Consider the following 14,956-nt stretch of genomic DNA (forward strand, 5'->3'; position numbering starts at 1 on the left):
GTTACGGTCGGCTCCCGGTGCGCCCTTGTTGTTCGTGGATGGCGTCGAGGATCCCGCCCTGGGTGCTACGGATCGAGCGCAGGTTGTCGAGGGTGCCGTCGCCCACGGCCGAGATGCCCGCGGCGATGGCGTCGATGGTGGCGAGGACGGAGTCGCGGGTCTGCACGAACTCCTTCCTGAGCTGCTGCCCGTAACTGTCGTTGCCGGTCCAGTCGGTGTCGGCCAGGGCGGCATGGGCGGATGCGCCCACCTCGCCGGCGTATCTGCCGAGGTCCTCGATGACACGGGTGCCGCCGATGATGGCCGCCGGATTCGATGTGTAGGACGGGCCGGTCATCGGATGCCTCCGTCTTCCTCGTCGTCAGCGATCTCGTCGTGCAGGCGGGTGCGTGCGGCGGGTCTGGCGGAGCGGCTCCGCGCGGGGGCGGACGGGCCCGTGAACCGGGCCCAGTCGATGCCGAGTCCGGCGAGTTCGGGCACCTGCGGGCCTGCGGTGTCGAGCGGCCGTAAGTGGTGGGCCGCCTCGCGCCGTGCCTGATCGCGGCCCGCTTCGACCGCCTCGATGATCGCCGCGCCGAGTTCCGCGCTCGACATCCCACGGAACTTGTCGCCCAGGAACCGCAGGTCGCTCAGTTCGCCCCGGGGTCCGACGGTGACCTCGACGGAGCCGTCCTTGGAGACGGTGGCCGAGGAGAAGTCGGCCATGCCGGCCTCCGCGCGTGCCGCGCCCCGCTCTGCTGCCGCCAGTTCGGCTCTGGCCCGGGCGAGGCGTCGCTCCAGCTGTTCCTCGTAACCGTCCGGGCCGGACTCGGGCTCCTGGGTCATCCGGTCTCCATCTCCCTCGTGCTCCACTCACCGGAGGTGGCCGCGGCGCGGACCGACGCGAGCGCCGGGCCGTCCGTACCGGCGGGGCCCGCGTCGACAGCACTGACACGTACCGGCGGCGGTCACCTCAGCGCGCACCGGAGGTCCCGTCCGTACGCGCCCAGGGCCCACATCACTCGTCCTGAGACAGGACGCGCGCGGCTCGGGCCCACAGACATCCGATCATGGCCGGGCTGGTTGACATCCGCCCCAACGGCACATGACGAGCGATGGATGAAGATCCGCATCCGCATTAACTTCGCCTGAAACAGGGCGACTTGAAGTGGCGGCGCGAGCGCGGAGAGAGACCCGGCGACGGCCCGACGCCAAGGGAAGGCGACAGCCCTCCTGTCCCTTGAGCGAGGCCGTCGTCCCTCACAGGTCCACGCGGACGCCCCAGCCCCGTTCGAGCGCCACGTCGTAGGCCACCCGGACCGCCGCGACGTCGAGAGCGGCGTGGCCGGTGGACTTGAAGACGGTGAGGGTGTCGGTGTCCCCGCCCCGGCCCGGATGGCCGCCGTCGAGGACGGACCCGAGGAGGATCACCGGCCGGCCGGGGGCGAGACCCTGGAGTTCATGGGCGCCCGCCGGTGGTGGCGCCGTGGCCGCACCGGTCCACTCGGTGAACAGGACCGCGTCGCGGACGGTCTCAGGGTCCAGTTCGGGCCCCTGGGAGCCGCCGACCGACGAGACATGGACGCCGGGCGCGAGCCACTCGCGCCGGACGACGGGCGCGGTGGCGCCGGTGCAGCAGAACACCACATCGGCGTCGCGTACCGCCTCCTCGACACCGGCGGCGACCCGCGCGCCGGGATACAGCGCGGCCGCCGCGCCGGCCCGTACCGGATCGCGGCCGGCCACCGTCACCTCGGCCTCGGGCAACACGGCTGCGAGCAGCGCCAGTTGTGCGCGGGCCTGCGCGCCTGTCCCCACCACCGTCACCCGGCCGAGACCGGGGCGGACGGCCAGGGCCAGCGCGCTGCGGGTGGCGACCGCCGCGGTGCGGACCTCGGTCAGCGACTCGCCGTCGACGAGCGCGAGCGCCCGCCCGTCGTGTTCGTCGAACAGTGCCACCAGTCCCCGGTGGAAACCGCGTCCGGGGTGCCGTGGATCGGCGGTCACGGTCACCAGCTTCGCGGCCAGCCCAAGCCCTGGGACGTAACCCGGCATCGCGCCCAGCAGGCCGGTCGGGGTCAGGGCGGCGATCCGCGGCGGGACGGAGACCTCGTCGCGGGCGACGGAGACCAGGGCCCGGCCCACCGCGTCGAGGACGGCGTCGGGCCGCAGGGCGGCGGCCGTCTGCCGACGGTCCAGCACGAGCAGACCGCTCACCGGCCGGCCTCCGGCGCACCGACGGTCAGTGCCGTCCCCAGCTCGTCCGCCGCCGCGCGCAACTCCCGCTCCACGGAGGCCAGTTCCGGCCCGTCGAACTCGGCGTCCGGTCCCACGACCGTCAGCGCGCACACCGGAGCGCCGGGGTCGGGCGCAACCGCCCGGCTGACGGAGGCCACCAACTTGTCGTTACGACCGCGCTCCACGGCGACGCCGGTCCGTTCCACCTCGGCCAACTCCCGTGTCACGTCGGCGGCTTCGTCGCCGAGTCCGTCCAACCACCGTGTCCTGGCGTCCGGTTCGAGCGCGGCGACCAGGGCCAGCGGTCCGGCGAACCGCCGTACCGGCAGCAGTTCGCCCCTCAAGTGGCTGATCATGGCCAGCCGTTCGGGCCTGACCACGTCGATCACCCGGGCGCCGCCCTCCTCCAGGACCTGGAGGTTGACCATCATCGAGGTCGCGGCGGACAGCCGTTCCAGCACCGGACGGGCCAGCGCGGTCAGCGAGTTGCCCGCGGCCGAGGCGGACATCCGCAGCACGGCGGCGCCGGGCAGATAACGGTCACCGGCCCGCAGCACCCAGCCCCGCCGGACCAGGTCCAGCAGGATCCGGTAGGCGGTGGCACGGTGCAGGCCCACCTCGGCGGCCAGCTCGGTCAGCCGCACCGGGTGCGGTGCGCGCGAGACGGCCTCGACCAGGTCGAGCGCCTTGTCCACGGCCGACCTGGGCTGTGCCGGAACAGGGGGTGCGTCGGGCATGGCGGCGGTTCATCCCTCTCGTCCGTGGTGCGGCCACGGAGTACAGTATCTGCGTTTTCATGGAACGAAACGTTTGTTACATAGAGCGTAACAACATGACGACCTGCGACCTACGACCCCTCGTCCTGAAGGTGACCATGACCGATCTGCCCCCGGGTGCCCCGACCCCCTGGGCCGCACCGCCCGCCGGAACCGTCACGGTCTACCGCGGCGCCACCCTCTTCGACGGCACCGGCGATCGGCCCCGTGCGGACACCACGATCGTCACGGACGGCGAGCGGATCCACACCGTCGTCGGCGACGGCGAACCGTTGCCCCCGCTCGCGGCCGACGCGCCCCACATCGACCTCGACGGCAGGTTCGTCGTCCCCGGCCTGATCGACACCCACCAGCACCTGGCCACCCCGCCCGACCGGCCCGTCGCCGAGGCGGTGCTGAGGCGCCTGGTGCACAGCGGGGTCACCGCTGTCCGCGACATGGCCGACGACCTGCGGCAGATCGGCGACCTCGCCCGGGCCACGCTGGTCGGCGAGATCCCCGGCCCCGACATCCGTTACGCGGCGCTCATGGCCGGCCCCTCCTTCTTCGACGACCCGCGCACCCACGAGGTCTCCCGGGGCGCCACGCCCGGCGCCGTCCCCTGGATGCAGGCCATCACCCCCGACACCGACCTCACCATCGCCGTCGCCCTGGCCCGTGGCACCCACGCCGCCGCGATCAAGGTCTACGCCGACCTGGACGCCGCGACCGTCACCGCGATCACCGCCGAGGCACACCGCCAGGGCATCGCCGTCTGGGCGCACGCCACCGTCTTCCCGGCCGCGCCGGGCGAGGTCGTCGCCGCGGGCGTCGACAGCGTCTCCCACGTCACCCTGCTCGCCTTCGAGAACCCCGCCGAGCCGCTGAGCAGCTACAAGACGAAACCCACCGTGGATTACGACCGTTTCACCGCGGGCGACGACCCCCAACTGGCCGCGCTCTTCGCCGAGATGCGTCGCCGGGGCACCGTCCTTGACGCCACCGCGTCCATGTGGACCAGCGACGAACTCCGGGGCGACACCGCCGAGTCCGTCGAACGGGCCCGCCGCAACAGCGAGTTGGCCGCCGCGCTCACCGCCCAGGCCCACCGCGCCGGAGTCGACGTCTGTACCGGAACGGATTTCGAGACCGCCCCCAACGACCCGTTTCCCGCGCTCTACGGCGAACTCGCCTTCCTAGTCGACCGTTGCGGGATGTCGGCCGCCGACGTCCTGCGCGCGGCGACCCTCATCGGCGCCAGGGCCGCCGGCACCGAGGCGGACATGGGCAGCGTAGAAGCCGGAAAGCTCGCGAACTTCGCCGTCCTGGACGAGGACCCGCTCCGGGACATCGCCAACCTGCGCACCATCACCCTCACCGTGAAACGCGGCCGCCGCTTCGACCGCGCCGACTTCGAGAAGGACGCCCAGTGACCACCGCCGCCCACCCGATGATCGTCAACGCGCTGGGGCAGCTCGACAACCCCAACACCCCCGCCGCCCGGGCCGCCGCCACACAGCTCAACCCCGGCAGCGCCCAACTCGCCCTCGACGCCCGGGCGATCGCCGAGGCCCGCGCCTCCGGCCTGACCGCCGTCAACATCACCCTCGGCTACACCATGGGCGACCTCCCGCCGTACGAGCACACGCTGGACGAGATCGCGGTCTGGGACGGCATCCTCGACGCACACCCGGCCGACCTGCTCAAGGTCCGTACGGCCGACGACATCCGGCGCGCCCATCGCGAGCGGCGGATCGGCGTCGTCTACGGCTTCCAGAACGCCGTCGCCGTCGGAGAGGACCCGGCCCTCGTCGACAGCCGCGTCGCCGGGTTCGCGGAGGCCGGCGTACGGGTCGTCCAGCTCACCTACAACCAGGCCAACCACCTCGGCGACGGCTCCATGGCCACCGCCAACCGGGGCCTGACCCCCTTCGGCCACCGGGTCGTCGAGGCCCTCAACGACCACCACCTGATGGTCGACCTCTCCCACAGCGGGGAGAACACCTGCCTGGACGCCGCCCGGCACTCCCGGCAGCCCGTGTCGATCAACCACACCGGCTGCCGTGCCCTCGCCGACCTCCCGCGCAACAAGACGGACGAGGAGCTCCGACTGGTCGCCGACCGGGGCGGGTTCGTCGGCATCTACTTCATGCCCTTCCTCAACCCGACCGGCCACGCCACCGCCGCCGATGTCGTCGACCACATCGTGCACGCGGTCGACGTCTGCGGCGAGGACCATGTCGGCATCGGCACCGACGGCAGCGTCACCGCCGTGGACGACCTCGACGCCTATCGCGCCTCGCTAGCCGAGCATGTCGCCGCCCGCCGGGCGGCCGGTGTCGGCGCGGCGGGCGAACGGGCCGACACCTACCCCTTCGTCGTGGACCTGCGCGGCGTCGACCAGTTCCGCGACCTCGTCCGCCTCCTGGAGAAGCGCGGCTACCGCTCCGGACGCGTCGAGAAGATCCTCGGCCGCAACTTCCTCGACTACGCCGACCGCGTCTGGGCGTCCTGAGAGTCCGCGCCCGCGTTCTCGGGCGTGTACAGCGGGTTCTCGTAGCGCGTGCCGATCACGCCGGGATGAAGTCCGGCCACCAGGGTGGGACGTTGCCGGGGCAGAGCGGGTCGGGGTAGGAGTCCGGCATCCCGAGCCATGTGACGAGGAGCCAGCTGAACCACAAGGTGAAGACGAGCCCTGCCATCACGGCTGTCCTGCGATGACGTCTTCCGAGAGTGTTGTCCAGGATCACCCACGGAACCGCGGTGGCGATCCATAGGAGAGGCGCAAGGAACAGCAAGGTCACGCCGTTGGCTCCTGCGTTGACGCCGACGTCACAAGCAGCCCATGCCCGCCCGATCGCGGCAACGGTCACCACGGTGGTCAGGCCACCGATGAGGACACCGAAGCCAACTCCGGTGAATCGGCGGCTCGGTGGACTCGACGGCTCTGGCGGAGTTCGCCCGGACCCCACGATCACGGCATCACGACTTTCCCCTGCGCCGCCCAGGGGAAGCGCACGGTGAGCACGAGTCCGCCGTCGGGACCGGGTCGTGCCGTCAGCGTGGCGTGGTGTGCCTCGGCGATGGAGGCGGCGATGGACAGCCCCAGGCCGTGGCCGGTGGTGGCGGTGCGGTCCGCGTCGAGGCGGCGGAAGGGTTCGAACAGGCCGGGGATCCGTTGGGCGGACACGTGGGGGCCCGTGTTGGTCACCGTGACGGTCGCCGTGTCGAGCCGTACGTGGACGGTGCCGTCGGGGCGGTTGTACTGGATCGCGTTGCGGATCAGGTTCACCAGCAGGTGGCGCAGCAGAACGGGGTCTCCGGGAACGACCGGCCGCGTGTCGGCATTGAGATCGAGGTGCACACCGTTCTGGGCTGCCTGAGCGGAGAGTTCGGCCGTCACCAGCCGGGCGACCTCCGCCAGATCCACGCTTTCGGTCGCGTCCGGCCCTCGGTCGCTCCGGGCCAGCAGCAGGAGCGCGTTGATCAGTTGTTCGGCTTCGCGGTTGGTGGTGAGCAGGTCCTCCCGCACCTCGGCGAGGCCCTCGGGGAGGGGATCGGCGAGGCCGACCTGGAGGGTGGCGCGCTGGGCGGCGAGAGGGGTCTTGAGTTCGTGGGAGGCGTTGGCGACGAAACGGCGTTGGCTCTCGAAGGACTTCTCCAGCCGGTCGAGCATGGTGTCGAAGGTGTCGGCGAGGCGGTGCAGTTCGTCGTCGGGGCCGCTGAGCGCCAGGCGCTGATGCAGGCTCTGTTCGCTGATACGGCGGGCGGCCTCGGTCGTGGAGGCGACGGGACGCAGGGCCCGTCCCGCGAGCCACCGGCCGAGCAGTCCGGCCAGCAACGCCATGACGAGGAGGCCGACGGCGGACCAGAGCACCATCTGGCGCAGCGCGGTGTTCTGTACGGCCCGCACGGTCTGGTCGATCTTCTTGATCATGGCGCTGTCGCTCTGGGGCGAGGAGAAGGGGTCCGGCCGAGTGGGGTGCGACGGCGCGAAGGACGTCGTAGGACTGCTCGGCACATCGGCGTAGGTGATCGACAGCCCCTGGACCTGTTGATCCGTTCCGTAGCGCGCGAGCAGCACCACGAAGGCGAGCAGGGCCGTGCCGGCGAGCAGGAAGAGCCCGGAGAAGGCGACGGCCAGGCGACTGCGGAAGGGCAGTCCGCTCAGCACGGCCCGCGGGTTCAGTCGCACAGCCGGTACCCCTCCCCCGTGTCGGCGGCGATCAGGCCCGGGTCGCCGAGCTTGCCGCGCAACCGGCTGACGGTGGCGCGGACCGCGCTGGTGCGCGGGTCGAGGTGCTCGTCCCAGACGGTGCGGACCAGTTCGTCGTGCGCCACCGGCGCACCGCCGGACACGAGCAGCAGGTGCAGGACGGCAAACTCCTTCGGCGTCAGTTCCAGCGGTCGGCCGTCCACGGACACCTCACGCCGCGCCTTGTCGAGGGAGATGCTCCCGAAGCACAGCACGGCGGAGGGCGGCTTGGGCGCGCGACGGCTCAAGGCGCGTACCCGGGCCACGAGTTCGGCGAAGTCGAAGGGCTTGGCAAGGTAGTCGTCCGCGCCGAGCTCGGTGAGGCCGTGGATCCTGTCGGTGAGTTCACCGGCCGCGGTCAGCATGATGATCCGCGGTGGATCCTGGAGTTCGCGCAGCCGCCTGCACACCTCGTCACCGCTCATGACCGGCAGATCGCGGTCGAGGATCAGCACGTCGTAGGCGGTGAGCAGACACATCCGCTCGGCCGCGTCGCCCGTGGCGGCGACGTCGACGGCCATGGCCTGGCGGCGCAGACCGGTGGCGATGGTGCGGGCGAGCACACGGTGGTCCTCGGCAACCAGAACTCTCATGCCGTCATCAAACCAAGGCCGCGATTGCGGCCGGATAAGGAGACCTGCACCGGGGCCTGCCCTTATGCCGCTGTAACACGCTTATCTCACTGCGAACGGCGGGCTGCTTCTGTCTGCGGCATGAACTTCGTCAAGCGCGCCGGGATGAGCCTCGGTGCCAGAAAGTCCAGGACCGCGGCCCTGCTGGCGATCTTCGTCGTCATCTGTGTCCTGCTCCTCGGCGGCTTCCTGCTGAAGGCCGCCGCGGCCCGCCAGGAGGCCGACGCGCAACGCACCATCGGCGTCGACGTCACGGTCAGGATGAAGGGGTTCACGCCGGCCCTGGCCGACCGGCTCGGTGCCTCGGCCCTGGTGCACCGCTACAACCCGGAACTGCCGGTGGGAGCCGGTGCGTTGGACTTCACCCCGCTGACATCGAACGCGCCGCGGCCGGGCGGTGCCGGAGGCGGGACGAAGAAACCCGGGGCCGAGAAGGATCCGCTGTCCGTGAACGGCGTCCGCGACTCGGACCTGCTGCTGCCCTTCTCGTACGGCTCGACGAAGATCACGGCGGGCCGTGGCATCACCCCCGCGGACGCGGGCCACGACGTCGCGCTGATCGAACGGCGCCTGGCCGACAAGAACCACCTCAAGGTCGGCGACACCGTCCGGGTGCGGTCCGCGGACGGCGAACGCACGGTGCCGCTCACGGTCGTCGGTGTCTTCCAGGACCCGACTCCGGATCCGACAAGTTGGGCGCGTCCGCACGAACTGCCCGGCAACACGCTGTACGTGCCGGTGCGCGCCGCGCAGCAGCTGACCACCGGCACCGCGAGCCTCAGCGAGGCGGTGTTCAAGATCGGTTCACCGGACCGTGCCGAGCAGCTGCACGCCGAGGCCGAACGGCTCCTGGGCGAAGGCGGGTTCGACTTCCGCGTCAACGACAAGGCGTACCGCGACCAGGTCCGCCCGATCCAGCGGGTCGGCACCTTCGCCGGCCTGGTCGTCTGGGTGATCGCCCTGGCCGGCGCGCTGGTCCTCGGGCTCGTCGTGACGCTGCAGATCCGCGAGCGGCGCGCCGAACTCGGGGTGCTGCTCTCGATGGGCGAGAGGAAGTGGAAGCTTGTCGGCCAGCACGCCGTGGAGGTGGCGGCCGTCGCGCTGCCCGCCGTAGCGCTCGCCGCCGTGGCCGGCTCCCTCGCCGGGCAGCACGTGGGCGACACGTTCCTCGGCCACCAGACCGGCAAGCCGCTCACGTCGGCCGGAGCGCGGGGCGCCGAGATAGCCCCGGTCGCGGTACGGGTCGAGCCGGCCGCCATCGGAAAGGTCGCCGGCATCGGGCTCGGCATCTCCCTGGTCTCCACCGTCGTCCCGGGCATCGGGATCCTCCGCCTGCATCCCCGATCCATCCTCACCGACCCCGAATAGCCGTGCGGGTCACCGCACTTCCATCCACCGACAGGGACCGAGAGAGCGATATCCATGAACTTCGTCAAACGCGCCGGGCTCAGCCTGTGGGCCCGCAAGAGCCGCACCCTGATCACCTTCGCCACCTTCCTCGTCATCTCCGTGATGGTGCTGTCGGGCGTCCTGATCAACGACGCGACGGCCCAGGCCGAGCAGCAGGCCGAACGTTCCGTGGGCGCGGAGATCACCATGGAGATGGACATGGACCGGTCGGGCGGTGGCGGCGGCATGCGGGCACCGAGCATCGACGCCGCGACCGTGGACAGGCTCGGTGCGCTGCCCCAGGTCCAGAAGTACACCTACTCGATGTGGGACCGTGCCTTCCTCAAGGGCCGGTACAAGCTGGTCGACGGCGGGCCGAAGACCCAGACCATGGGCCCCGGCGCCACGTCGGCCACCGGCGTGCTCGACTCCTCGCTGCTGCCCGACTTCCGCAGCGGCAAGTTCATCCTCCTGTCCGGCCGTCACCTCACGGCCGCCGACCGGGACAAGAAGAAGCTCCTGATCGAGGAGCGGCTGGCCAGGAAGAACGGTCTCAAGGTCGGGGACACGATCCCTCTGACGTCGAACGACGAGAAGACGACGGTCGACTTCACGGTGGCCGGCATCTACCGTGACCCGCGCCCCAGCACCGAACCCGAGCCCGAAAACTACCTCAGCCCGGCCAACCTGTTGTACGGCACCGTGGGCGGTGTCTCCGCACTCGAGTCCGGAGGCAAGGGAACGCTCCAGGTGGGCCTGGCGACCTTCCTTCTCCAGGACGCCGACGAACAGAGCGCGTTCAAGGAAAAGGCGAAGCAGGTCGCGGGCTCGGCGCTCGACGGGTTCAAGCTCGACGCCAACGACAAGGCCGTCCAGCAGATGACGGGCCCGCTGAAGAGCATCCGCTCCACGGCCACCGTGGCCATGTGGCTCATGGGCGTCGCCGGCGCGGCCGTCCTGGCCCTCCTGGTCGATCTCGCGGTCAAGCAGCGCCGCAGGGAGTACGGCGTCCTGCTGGCCATGGGTGAGAAGAAGGCCAAGCTCGTCACCCAGCAGGCCCTGGAAATCGTCGTGGTCGCCGCCGTCGCCATCGGCGTCAGCTCACTCTTCGCCCCGGCCCTGACCCAGAGCGCCGGACAGTCGCTGCTCGGCAGGGAAGCCTCGGCCGCCGAGAAGAAGCTCAACTCCTGGCAGCCCCCGGCCCCCGGCAGCACCGGTCTCGATCAGGGCATCGACCCGAACGACAAGCCCGTGGAGAACGCCGACCCCATCAGCAGGATCACGGTGGCGCTCGATCCGGCGGACCTCGCCGTGGTCGGTTCCGTCGGCCTCGGCATCGGCCTGCTCGCCACCGCCATCCCGGCGACCGCCGTGCTGCGGCTGAGCCCCCGCACCATCCTCACGAAAGGCAAGTGATCCGCCATGACCGGCCCCACCGCCACCCCGCCCGTGCTGCGCCTCACCGACGTCAGCCACACGTACGCCGGCCAGCGGCGCAGGACCACCGTGCTCAGGAGCATCGACCACGACTTCGAGCGCGGCACCTTCTACACCATCCTGGGACCCTCCGGCAGCGGCAAGACCACCCTGCTCAGTCTGGCCAGCGGTCTCGACACGCCCACGAAGGGCGCCATCAGCTTCGACGGCCACGACCTCACCGCACTCGGCCTCGGCCGCTACCGCAACCAGCACGCCGCCACGATCTTCCAGCAGTACAACCTCCTCACCTACATGACCGCCCTCCAGAACGTCACCTGCGCCATGGAGATCACGGGCACCAGACCCCCCACAGGCAACCGCAAAAGCCGTGCCCTGCTCCTGCTGGAGGCGATCGGCCTGGACAGGGCGACGGCGACCCGCAACGTGATGCAGCTCTCCGGCGGCCAGCAGCAGCGTGTCGCCATCGCCCGCGCCCTCGCCTGCGACGTCGACATCCTCTTCGCCGACGAACCCACCGGAAACCTCGACGAGGACACGGCCCAGGGCATCATCGACACCTTTCGCGAGCTCGCCCACGATCAGGGGAAGTGCGTCATCGTCGTCACCCACTCCCAGCAACTGGCCACACAGTCCGACCGCATCCTCCACCTGCGCAAGGGCAGGCTCACGGAACAGCGGAACGCCTCATGACGCCTGTCGGGGTCGCGTTCCTGTCGTGACGGGGCGGATCGGGGGCACCCCACCCCTATGACGACAGGTGTGACGCTCGGCGTCGAGGAAGAGTTCCTGCTGCTCGACCGTGAGACGGGACTGCCGACGCCGCGCATCGGCGAGGTCCGTGCCGCCGCGGGACGCGAGCCCGGGGTGCGGCGGGAGGACATCGACACCGAACTGCTCCAGGCGCAGCTGGAGGTCGCCACGCCGGTGTGTTCCGACCTCGACGAGGTCACCGCGCACCTCACCCGCTTCCGGCGCGCGGTGGGGAGCGCCGCTCGCCGCGCGAACTGTCGGCTCGCGGCGACCGGTGGCGCACCGCTGGCTGGCGCGCCGCTGGTACCTGTCACCGCGCAGGAGCGCTACCGGACCATGCGGGACGAGGCCGCTCGGCTGGTCGACGAGCAGCTGATCTGCGGCATGCACGTCCATGTCGCCGTGCCGGACCGGCAGGCCGGTGCCGCCGCGCTGGGCCGGCTGAGACCCTGGCTGCCGGTGCTGGTGGCCCTGGGCGCCAACTCCCCCTTCTGGGAAGGGCGGGACACCGGCTTCGCGAGCTGGCGCACCGTGGTCTTCGGCCGCTGGCCGATCAGCGGCTCGCCGCCGTTCTTCACCGGCGCCGCGCACTACGAGGAGCAGGTGGCCGCGCTGCTGGCCACCGGCGTCGTGTCCGACCGGGGCCAGCTGTACTGGCACGCCCGGCTGTCCGACGACTACCCGACGCTGGAAGTACGCGCGCCCGATGTCCAGTTGGACGTCGACAGTGCCGTCACCCTCGCCGGGCTCACCCGCGCGCTGGTGGTGACCGCACTGCACGAGGACCGTCGCGATCTGCTCGCCCTGACCCCCTCGCCCGAGATACTGCAGGCGGCCGGATGGCACGCGGCGCGCCGCGGTCTGAGCGCGGATCTGGTCGACCCCCGTACCGCCACGTCCGCGCCGGCGGCCGCGGTGGTGGGCGCCATGCTCGACCGCCTCACACCCGCGCTCGAGGAACTCGGGGACGCCGACCGGGTGGCCTCGGGCGTTCAGCGGCTGCTCGACCAGGGGACGGGAGCCGCACGGCAACGTGCCGCGCTCGCGCAAGGCGGCACAGAGGCGCTGTTGGACCTGATCGCGCCCCAGCCCGCGCAGCCGGCCACCTCGGTGAGCACCGGGAGCTAGTGATCGCCGTCGCCACTCATCTGCTCCCCCACCACCTCCGGCTCGGCTCGGTCCTGTGGAGCCGACGTCACCGGTCAGGCGTCGCCACCGGTCTGCGTGTGGGACGTCGTCGGCACAGTCTCCGCCGGCGTCCGGGCCGGTGAGGACGTGATCAGTGTGGAACTGCCGGTGTCCCGGTCCGTGAAGCCCGCGAGGAGGGCGAGGCCGAGGCCGGCAGCGGCAAGTGTCGCGCCGACCAGAGCCGGTGAGGCCCAGCCCCAGCCGGCGGAGATGGCCAGGCCGCCGAGCCAGGCGCCGCCGGCGTTGGCCAGGTTGAAGGCGGAGTGATTGGAGGCCGCGGCCATCGTCGGGGCGTTCTTCGCCTTGGCCATGAGCAGCATCTGCACGGGGGTGGTGACCAGGGCGCCCATCGCTCCCATGAACACGAGGGTCACCAGAGCGGGGACGGTGCTGTGCACGGTGAAGTAGAACGCCACGAGCGCCGAGCCGAGCAGGAACAGGCCCCCGTACAAGGTCGGGCGCAGGGCCCGGTCGGTGAGCGGGCCCGCGATCAGTGTGCCCACCGTCATCCCGATGCCGTACAGGGCTAGGACCCACGTCGTGGAGGAGTCGGCGAGGCCGGTCACGTGGGTCAGGATCGGCACCAGGTAGCTGTAGACGGCGAAGAAACCGCCGAATCCGACGACGGCGGTGGCCAGGCCGAGGGCGACCTGCCGGTTGCCCATCGCCCGCAGTTCGTGCCGGATCCCGGACTGGTTACCGCGGGGCTGATGGGGGACGAAGGCGGCCAGCGCGGCGAGCGCGACCAGGCCGATGACGGCGACGGCGCAGTAGGCGTACCGCCAGCCGAGATGCTGCCCGAGCGCGGTACCGGCCGGGACGCCGACGATGTTGGCGACCGTGAGTCCGAGGAACATCCTCGACACGGCCCGCCCGGCGCGTTCGGGGGCGACCAGCCGGGAGGCCACGACGGCGCCCACGCCGAACAGTGCTCCGTGGGGCAGGCCCGCCAGGAATCGTGCGGCGAACAGCAGGCCGAAGTTCGGGGCGAGAGCGGAGGCGACGTTTCCGACCACGAACAGCGCGGACAGCAGGAGCAGCAGCCGCTTGTGGGCGATGCGCGCCCCGATCCCGGTCAGGACAGGCGCCCCGACGACGACACCGAGCGCGTAGGCGGAGACGAGATTGCCGGCGTGCGGCACGGACACGCCGACGCCGTCGGCGATCTGGGGCAGCAGTCCCATGGTGGCGAATTCGGTCGTACCGATTCCGAACGCGACGAGGGCAAGGGCCAGCAGGGCCAGTGGCATGGGGCGCGATTACCTTTCGCGGGCGGTGGTGTGCGTACGGTTGCGGATGCGGGTGAAGTGGGCGGGACCGCGATACGTCCCGTTCGCCCTGTTTCTGTAGCCTGTCGCGTCGGCCACCGTTGCCCGATGCGCCCCTGGGGGCAGGAAAAGTCTACGACCTGTCCCACCGCTCGGCGGACGGGTGTTCACACGGCGACGTGCGCGCCGCTCCGCTCGACCGGGATCCACAGCTGGGAGTGGGTCTCCTCGCCGAGTTCCACCGGCTTCGTCAGCAGGAGTTCCGGACCGGGCCGACTCGTGTACGGGTTCGAGGGGAACCACTGGGCGAACACGTCCCGCCACAGTTCCTGGAGCGCGGTCGGGTAGGGCCCGTCGTTGTCGAAGACCGCCCAGGTCCCGGCCGGCACGTCGAGAGCGTCGAGTTCGTCGTCGGCCGTCTCCGGGCCGGTGACCACGCCGATCCAGTAGTCGGCCTCGGCGCCCTCCTCCCGGCTGTCGGTCAGATACACCGCCGCCGACAGGACCCCCTCCGGCTCCCCGTCGGCCAGCTTCTTCATCCGTACGATCGTCCGCGCGTCCAGGCTTTCCAGGTGCGCCCCCGCGGCCGCGTTGTCCCCCTCGTGCACGAGCGGGACCCGGGCCTTCCTGCCGACGACCCGGAACGCCTCCTTCTCCACGATCCGGTACCGCATGGCCGCGCTCCCTTCGACGACGACACGGAAGGACACACGCGGCTGGGCCGTGAGCAGCGCACCCGTGAGCCGGGCCTCGCTCGGTCCGATGCCGTGCACCGAACGGAACGCCCGGGCGAACGCCTCGCCCGAGCCGTAGCCGTAGCGCACCGCGACATCGAGCAGCGTGCGTTCCCCGGCCACCACCTCGGCCGCGGCGAGCGTCATCTTCCGGCGCCGCAGGTAGACCGGGAGCGGCATCCCGGCGAGGGCGGAGAACAGCCGCCGGAAGTGGTACTCCGACACGCCGGCGACCTGGGCGGCCTCGGCCACGTCGGCCTCCTGATCGAGGCGGGCCTCCAGGTCGTCCAGCACCTGATTCAGCCGCTCCAGCACGTGTCTCCGTCCT

General features: G+C 71.2%; 15 protein-coding genes. 6 read left to right on the forward strand and 9 right to left on the reverse strand.

Going from position 1 to position 14,956, the window contains the following annotated elements; genetic code table 11:
• Nucleotide 1 precedes the first annotated feature (1 nt).
• From R2B38_RS46570 to R2B38_RS46585, 4 genes are all read right to left on the reverse strand, one after another.
• A complete protein-coding gene (locus tag R2B38_RS46570; RefSeq protein ID WP_318022258.1) occupies nt 2-337 on the reverse strand; it encodes a hypothetical protein in 336 nt (111 codons plus the stop codon).
• Nucleotides 334-825, reverse strand: coding sequence for a YbaB/EbfC family DNA-binding protein (locus tag R2B38_RS46575; protein WP_318022259.1), 492 nt, complete (start codon nt 823-825; stop codon nt 334-336). Before R2B38_RS46575 ends, R2B38_RS46570 begins: the two co-directional genes overlap by 4 nt.
• Nucleotides 826-1,239: 414 nt before the next feature.
• The gene (locus R2B38_RS46580) at nt 1,240-2,196 is read right to left on the reverse strand and encodes an ornithine cyclodeaminase family protein (RefSeq protein ID WP_318022260.1); all 957 of its coding nucleotides are present in this window, start codon (nt 2,194-2,196) and stop codon (nt 1,240-1,242) included.
• On the reverse strand, nt 2,193-2,954 hold the full coding sequence (locus R2B38_RS46585) for an IclR family transcriptional regulator (protein ID WP_318022261.1): 762 nt from the start codon (nt 2,952-2,954) through the stop codon (nt 2,193-2,195). The genes R2B38_RS46580 and R2B38_RS46585 overlap by 4 nt, the downstream gene beginning before the upstream one ends.
• 95 nt (nt 2,955-3,049) lie before the next feature.
• On the opposite strand from R2B38_RS46585, the gene R2B38_RS46590 reads away from it, so the two are divergent.
• Together R2B38_RS46590 and R2B38_RS46595 are read left to right on the forward strand one after the other, a co-directional pair.
• Nucleotides 3,050-4,405, forward strand: coding sequence for an amidohydrolase family protein (locus R2B38_RS46590; RefSeq protein WP_318022262.1), 1,356 nt, complete (start codon nt 3,050-3,052; stop codon nt 4,403-4,405).
• 17 nt (nt 4,406-4,422) lie between these two features.
• The gene (locus R2B38_RS46595; RefSeq protein WP_411978654.1) at nt 4,423-5,487 is read left to right on the forward strand and encodes a dipeptidase; all 1,065 of its coding nucleotides are present in this window, start codon (nt 4,423-4,425) and stop codon (nt 5,485-5,487) included.
• A gap of 55 nt (nt 5,488-5,542) precedes the next feature.
• Here the strand turns inward: R2B38_RS46595 and R2B38_RS46600 are convergent, their stop codons facing one another.
• The 3 genes from R2B38_RS46600 to R2B38_RS46610 form a co-directional block, all read right to left on the reverse strand.
• Nucleotides 5,543-5,674: a hypothetical protein gene (locus tag R2B38_RS46600; RefSeq protein ID WP_318022264.1), complete on the reverse strand. Its 132-nt coding sequence runs from the start codon at nt 5,672-5,674 to the stop codon at nt 5,543-5,545.
• 272 nt (nt 5,675-5,946) lie between these two features.
• Nucleotides 5,947-7,167 carry a HAMP domain-containing sensor histidine kinase gene (locus R2B38_RS46605; protein ID WP_318022265.1) on the reverse strand — a complete coding sequence of 407 codons (1,221 nt, stop codon included), beginning with the start codon at nt 7,165-7,167 and terminating at the stop codon, nt 5,947-5,949.
• Nucleotides 7,158-7,820 carry a response regulator transcription factor gene (locus R2B38_RS46610; RefSeq protein ID WP_318022266.1) on the reverse strand — a complete coding sequence of 221 codons (663 nt, stop codon included), beginning with the start codon at nt 7,818-7,820 and terminating at the stop codon, nt 7,158-7,160. Before R2B38_RS46610 ends, R2B38_RS46605 begins: the two co-directional genes overlap by 10 nt.
• A 120-nt stretch (nt 7,821-7,940) precedes the next feature.
• Between R2B38_RS46610 and R2B38_RS46615 the strand changes: the two genes are divergently transcribed.
• From R2B38_RS46615 to R2B38_RS46630, 4 genes are read left to right on the forward strand one after another with little or no spacing between them, the layout of a single operon-like run.
• On the forward strand, nt 7,941-9,227 hold the full coding sequence (locus R2B38_RS46615; protein ID WP_318022267.1) for an ABC transporter permease: 1,287 nt from the start codon (nt 7,941-7,943) through the stop codon (nt 9,225-9,227).
• A gap of 54 nt (nt 9,228-9,281) precedes the next feature.
• A complete protein-coding gene (locus R2B38_RS46620; RefSeq protein WP_318022268.1) occupies nt 9,282-10,664 on the forward strand; it encodes an ABC transporter permease in 1,383 nt (460 codons plus the stop codon).
• Between the two features lie 6 nt (nt 10,665-10,670).
• Nucleotides 10,671-11,378: an ABC transporter ATP-binding protein gene (locus R2B38_RS46625; RefSeq protein WP_318022269.1), complete on the forward strand. Its 708-nt coding sequence runs from the start codon at nt 10,671-10,673 to the stop codon at nt 11,376-11,378.
• Between the two features lie 57 nt (nt 11,379-11,435).
• The gene (locus R2B38_RS46630) at nt 11,436-12,566 is read left to right on the forward strand and encodes a glutamate--cysteine ligase (protein ID WP_318022270.1); all 1,131 of its coding nucleotides are present in this window, start codon (nt 11,436-11,438) and stop codon (nt 12,564-12,566) included.
• A 74-nt stretch (nt 12,567-12,640) separates the two neighbouring features.
• Here the strand turns inward: R2B38_RS46630 and R2B38_RS46635 are convergent, their stop codons facing one another.
• Together R2B38_RS46635 and R2B38_RS46640 are read right to left on the reverse strand one after the other, a co-directional pair.
• Nucleotides 12,641-13,876, reverse strand: coding sequence for an MFS transporter (locus tag R2B38_RS46635; protein ID WP_318022271.1), 1,236 nt, complete (start codon nt 13,874-13,876; stop codon nt 12,641-12,643).
• A 185-nt stretch (nt 13,877-14,061) separates the two neighbouring features.
• A complete protein-coding gene (locus tag R2B38_RS46640; RefSeq protein WP_318022272.1) occupies nt 14,062-14,943 on the reverse strand; it encodes an AraC family transcriptional regulator in 882 nt (293 codons plus the stop codon).
• Between the last annotated feature and the right edge of the window lie 13 nt (nt 14,944-14,956).

This window comes from Streptomyces sp. N50 (assembly GCF_033335955.1).
GTDB lineage: Bacteria > Actinomycetota > Actinomycetes > Streptomycetales > Streptomycetaceae > Streptomyces.

Bases quoted from the DNA above. Each gene is read 5' to 3' on its own strand.
- R2B38_RS46635 (WP_318022271.1), bottom strand. From the start codon at position 13,876: ATGCCACTGGCCCTGCTGGCCCTTGCCCTCGTCGCGTTCGGAATCGGT.
- R2B38_RS46610 (WP_318022266.1), bottom strand. From the start codon at position 7,820: ATGAGAGTTCTGGTTGCCGAGGACCACCGTGTGCTCGCCCGCACCATC.
- R2B38_RS46570 (WP_318022258.1), bottom strand. From the start codon at position 337: ATGACCGGCCCGTCCTACACATCGAATCCGGCGGCCATCATCGGCGGC.
- R2B38_RS46630 (WP_318022270.1), top strand. From the start codon at position 11,436: ATGACGACAGGTGTGACGCTCGGCGTCGAGGAAGAGTTCCTGCTGCTC.
- R2B38_RS46590 (WP_318022262.1), top strand. From the start codon at position 3,050: ATGACGACCTGCGACCTACGACCCCTCGTCCTGAAGGTGACCATGACC.
- R2B38_RS46615 (WP_318022267.1), top strand. From the start codon at position 7,941: ATGAACTTCGTCAAGCGCGCCGGGATGAGCCTCGGTGCCAGAAAGTCC.
- R2B38_RS46620 (WP_318022268.1), top strand. From the start codon at position 9,282: ATGAACTTCGTCAAACGCGCCGGGCTCAGCCTGTGGGCCCGCAAGAGC.
- R2B38_RS46575 (WP_318022259.1), bottom strand. From the start codon at position 825: ATGACCCAGGAGCCCGAGTCCGGCCCGGACGGTTACGAGGAACAGCTG.
- R2B38_RS46595 (WP_411978654.1), top strand. From the start codon at position 4,423: ATGATCGTCAACGCGCTGGGGCAGCTCGACAACCCCAACACCCCCGCC.
- R2B38_RS46625 (WP_318022269.1), top strand. From the start codon at position 10,671: ATGACCGGCCCCACCGCCACCCCGCCCGTGCTGCGCCTCACCGACGTC.
- R2B38_RS46585 (WP_318022261.1), bottom strand. From the start codon at position 2,954: ATGCCCGACGCACCCCCTGTTCCGGCACAGCCCAGGTCGGCCGTGGAC.
- R2B38_RS46600 (WP_318022264.1), bottom strand. From the start codon at position 5,674: ATGGCAGGGCTCGTCTTCACCTTGTGGTTCAGCTGGCTCCTCGTCACA.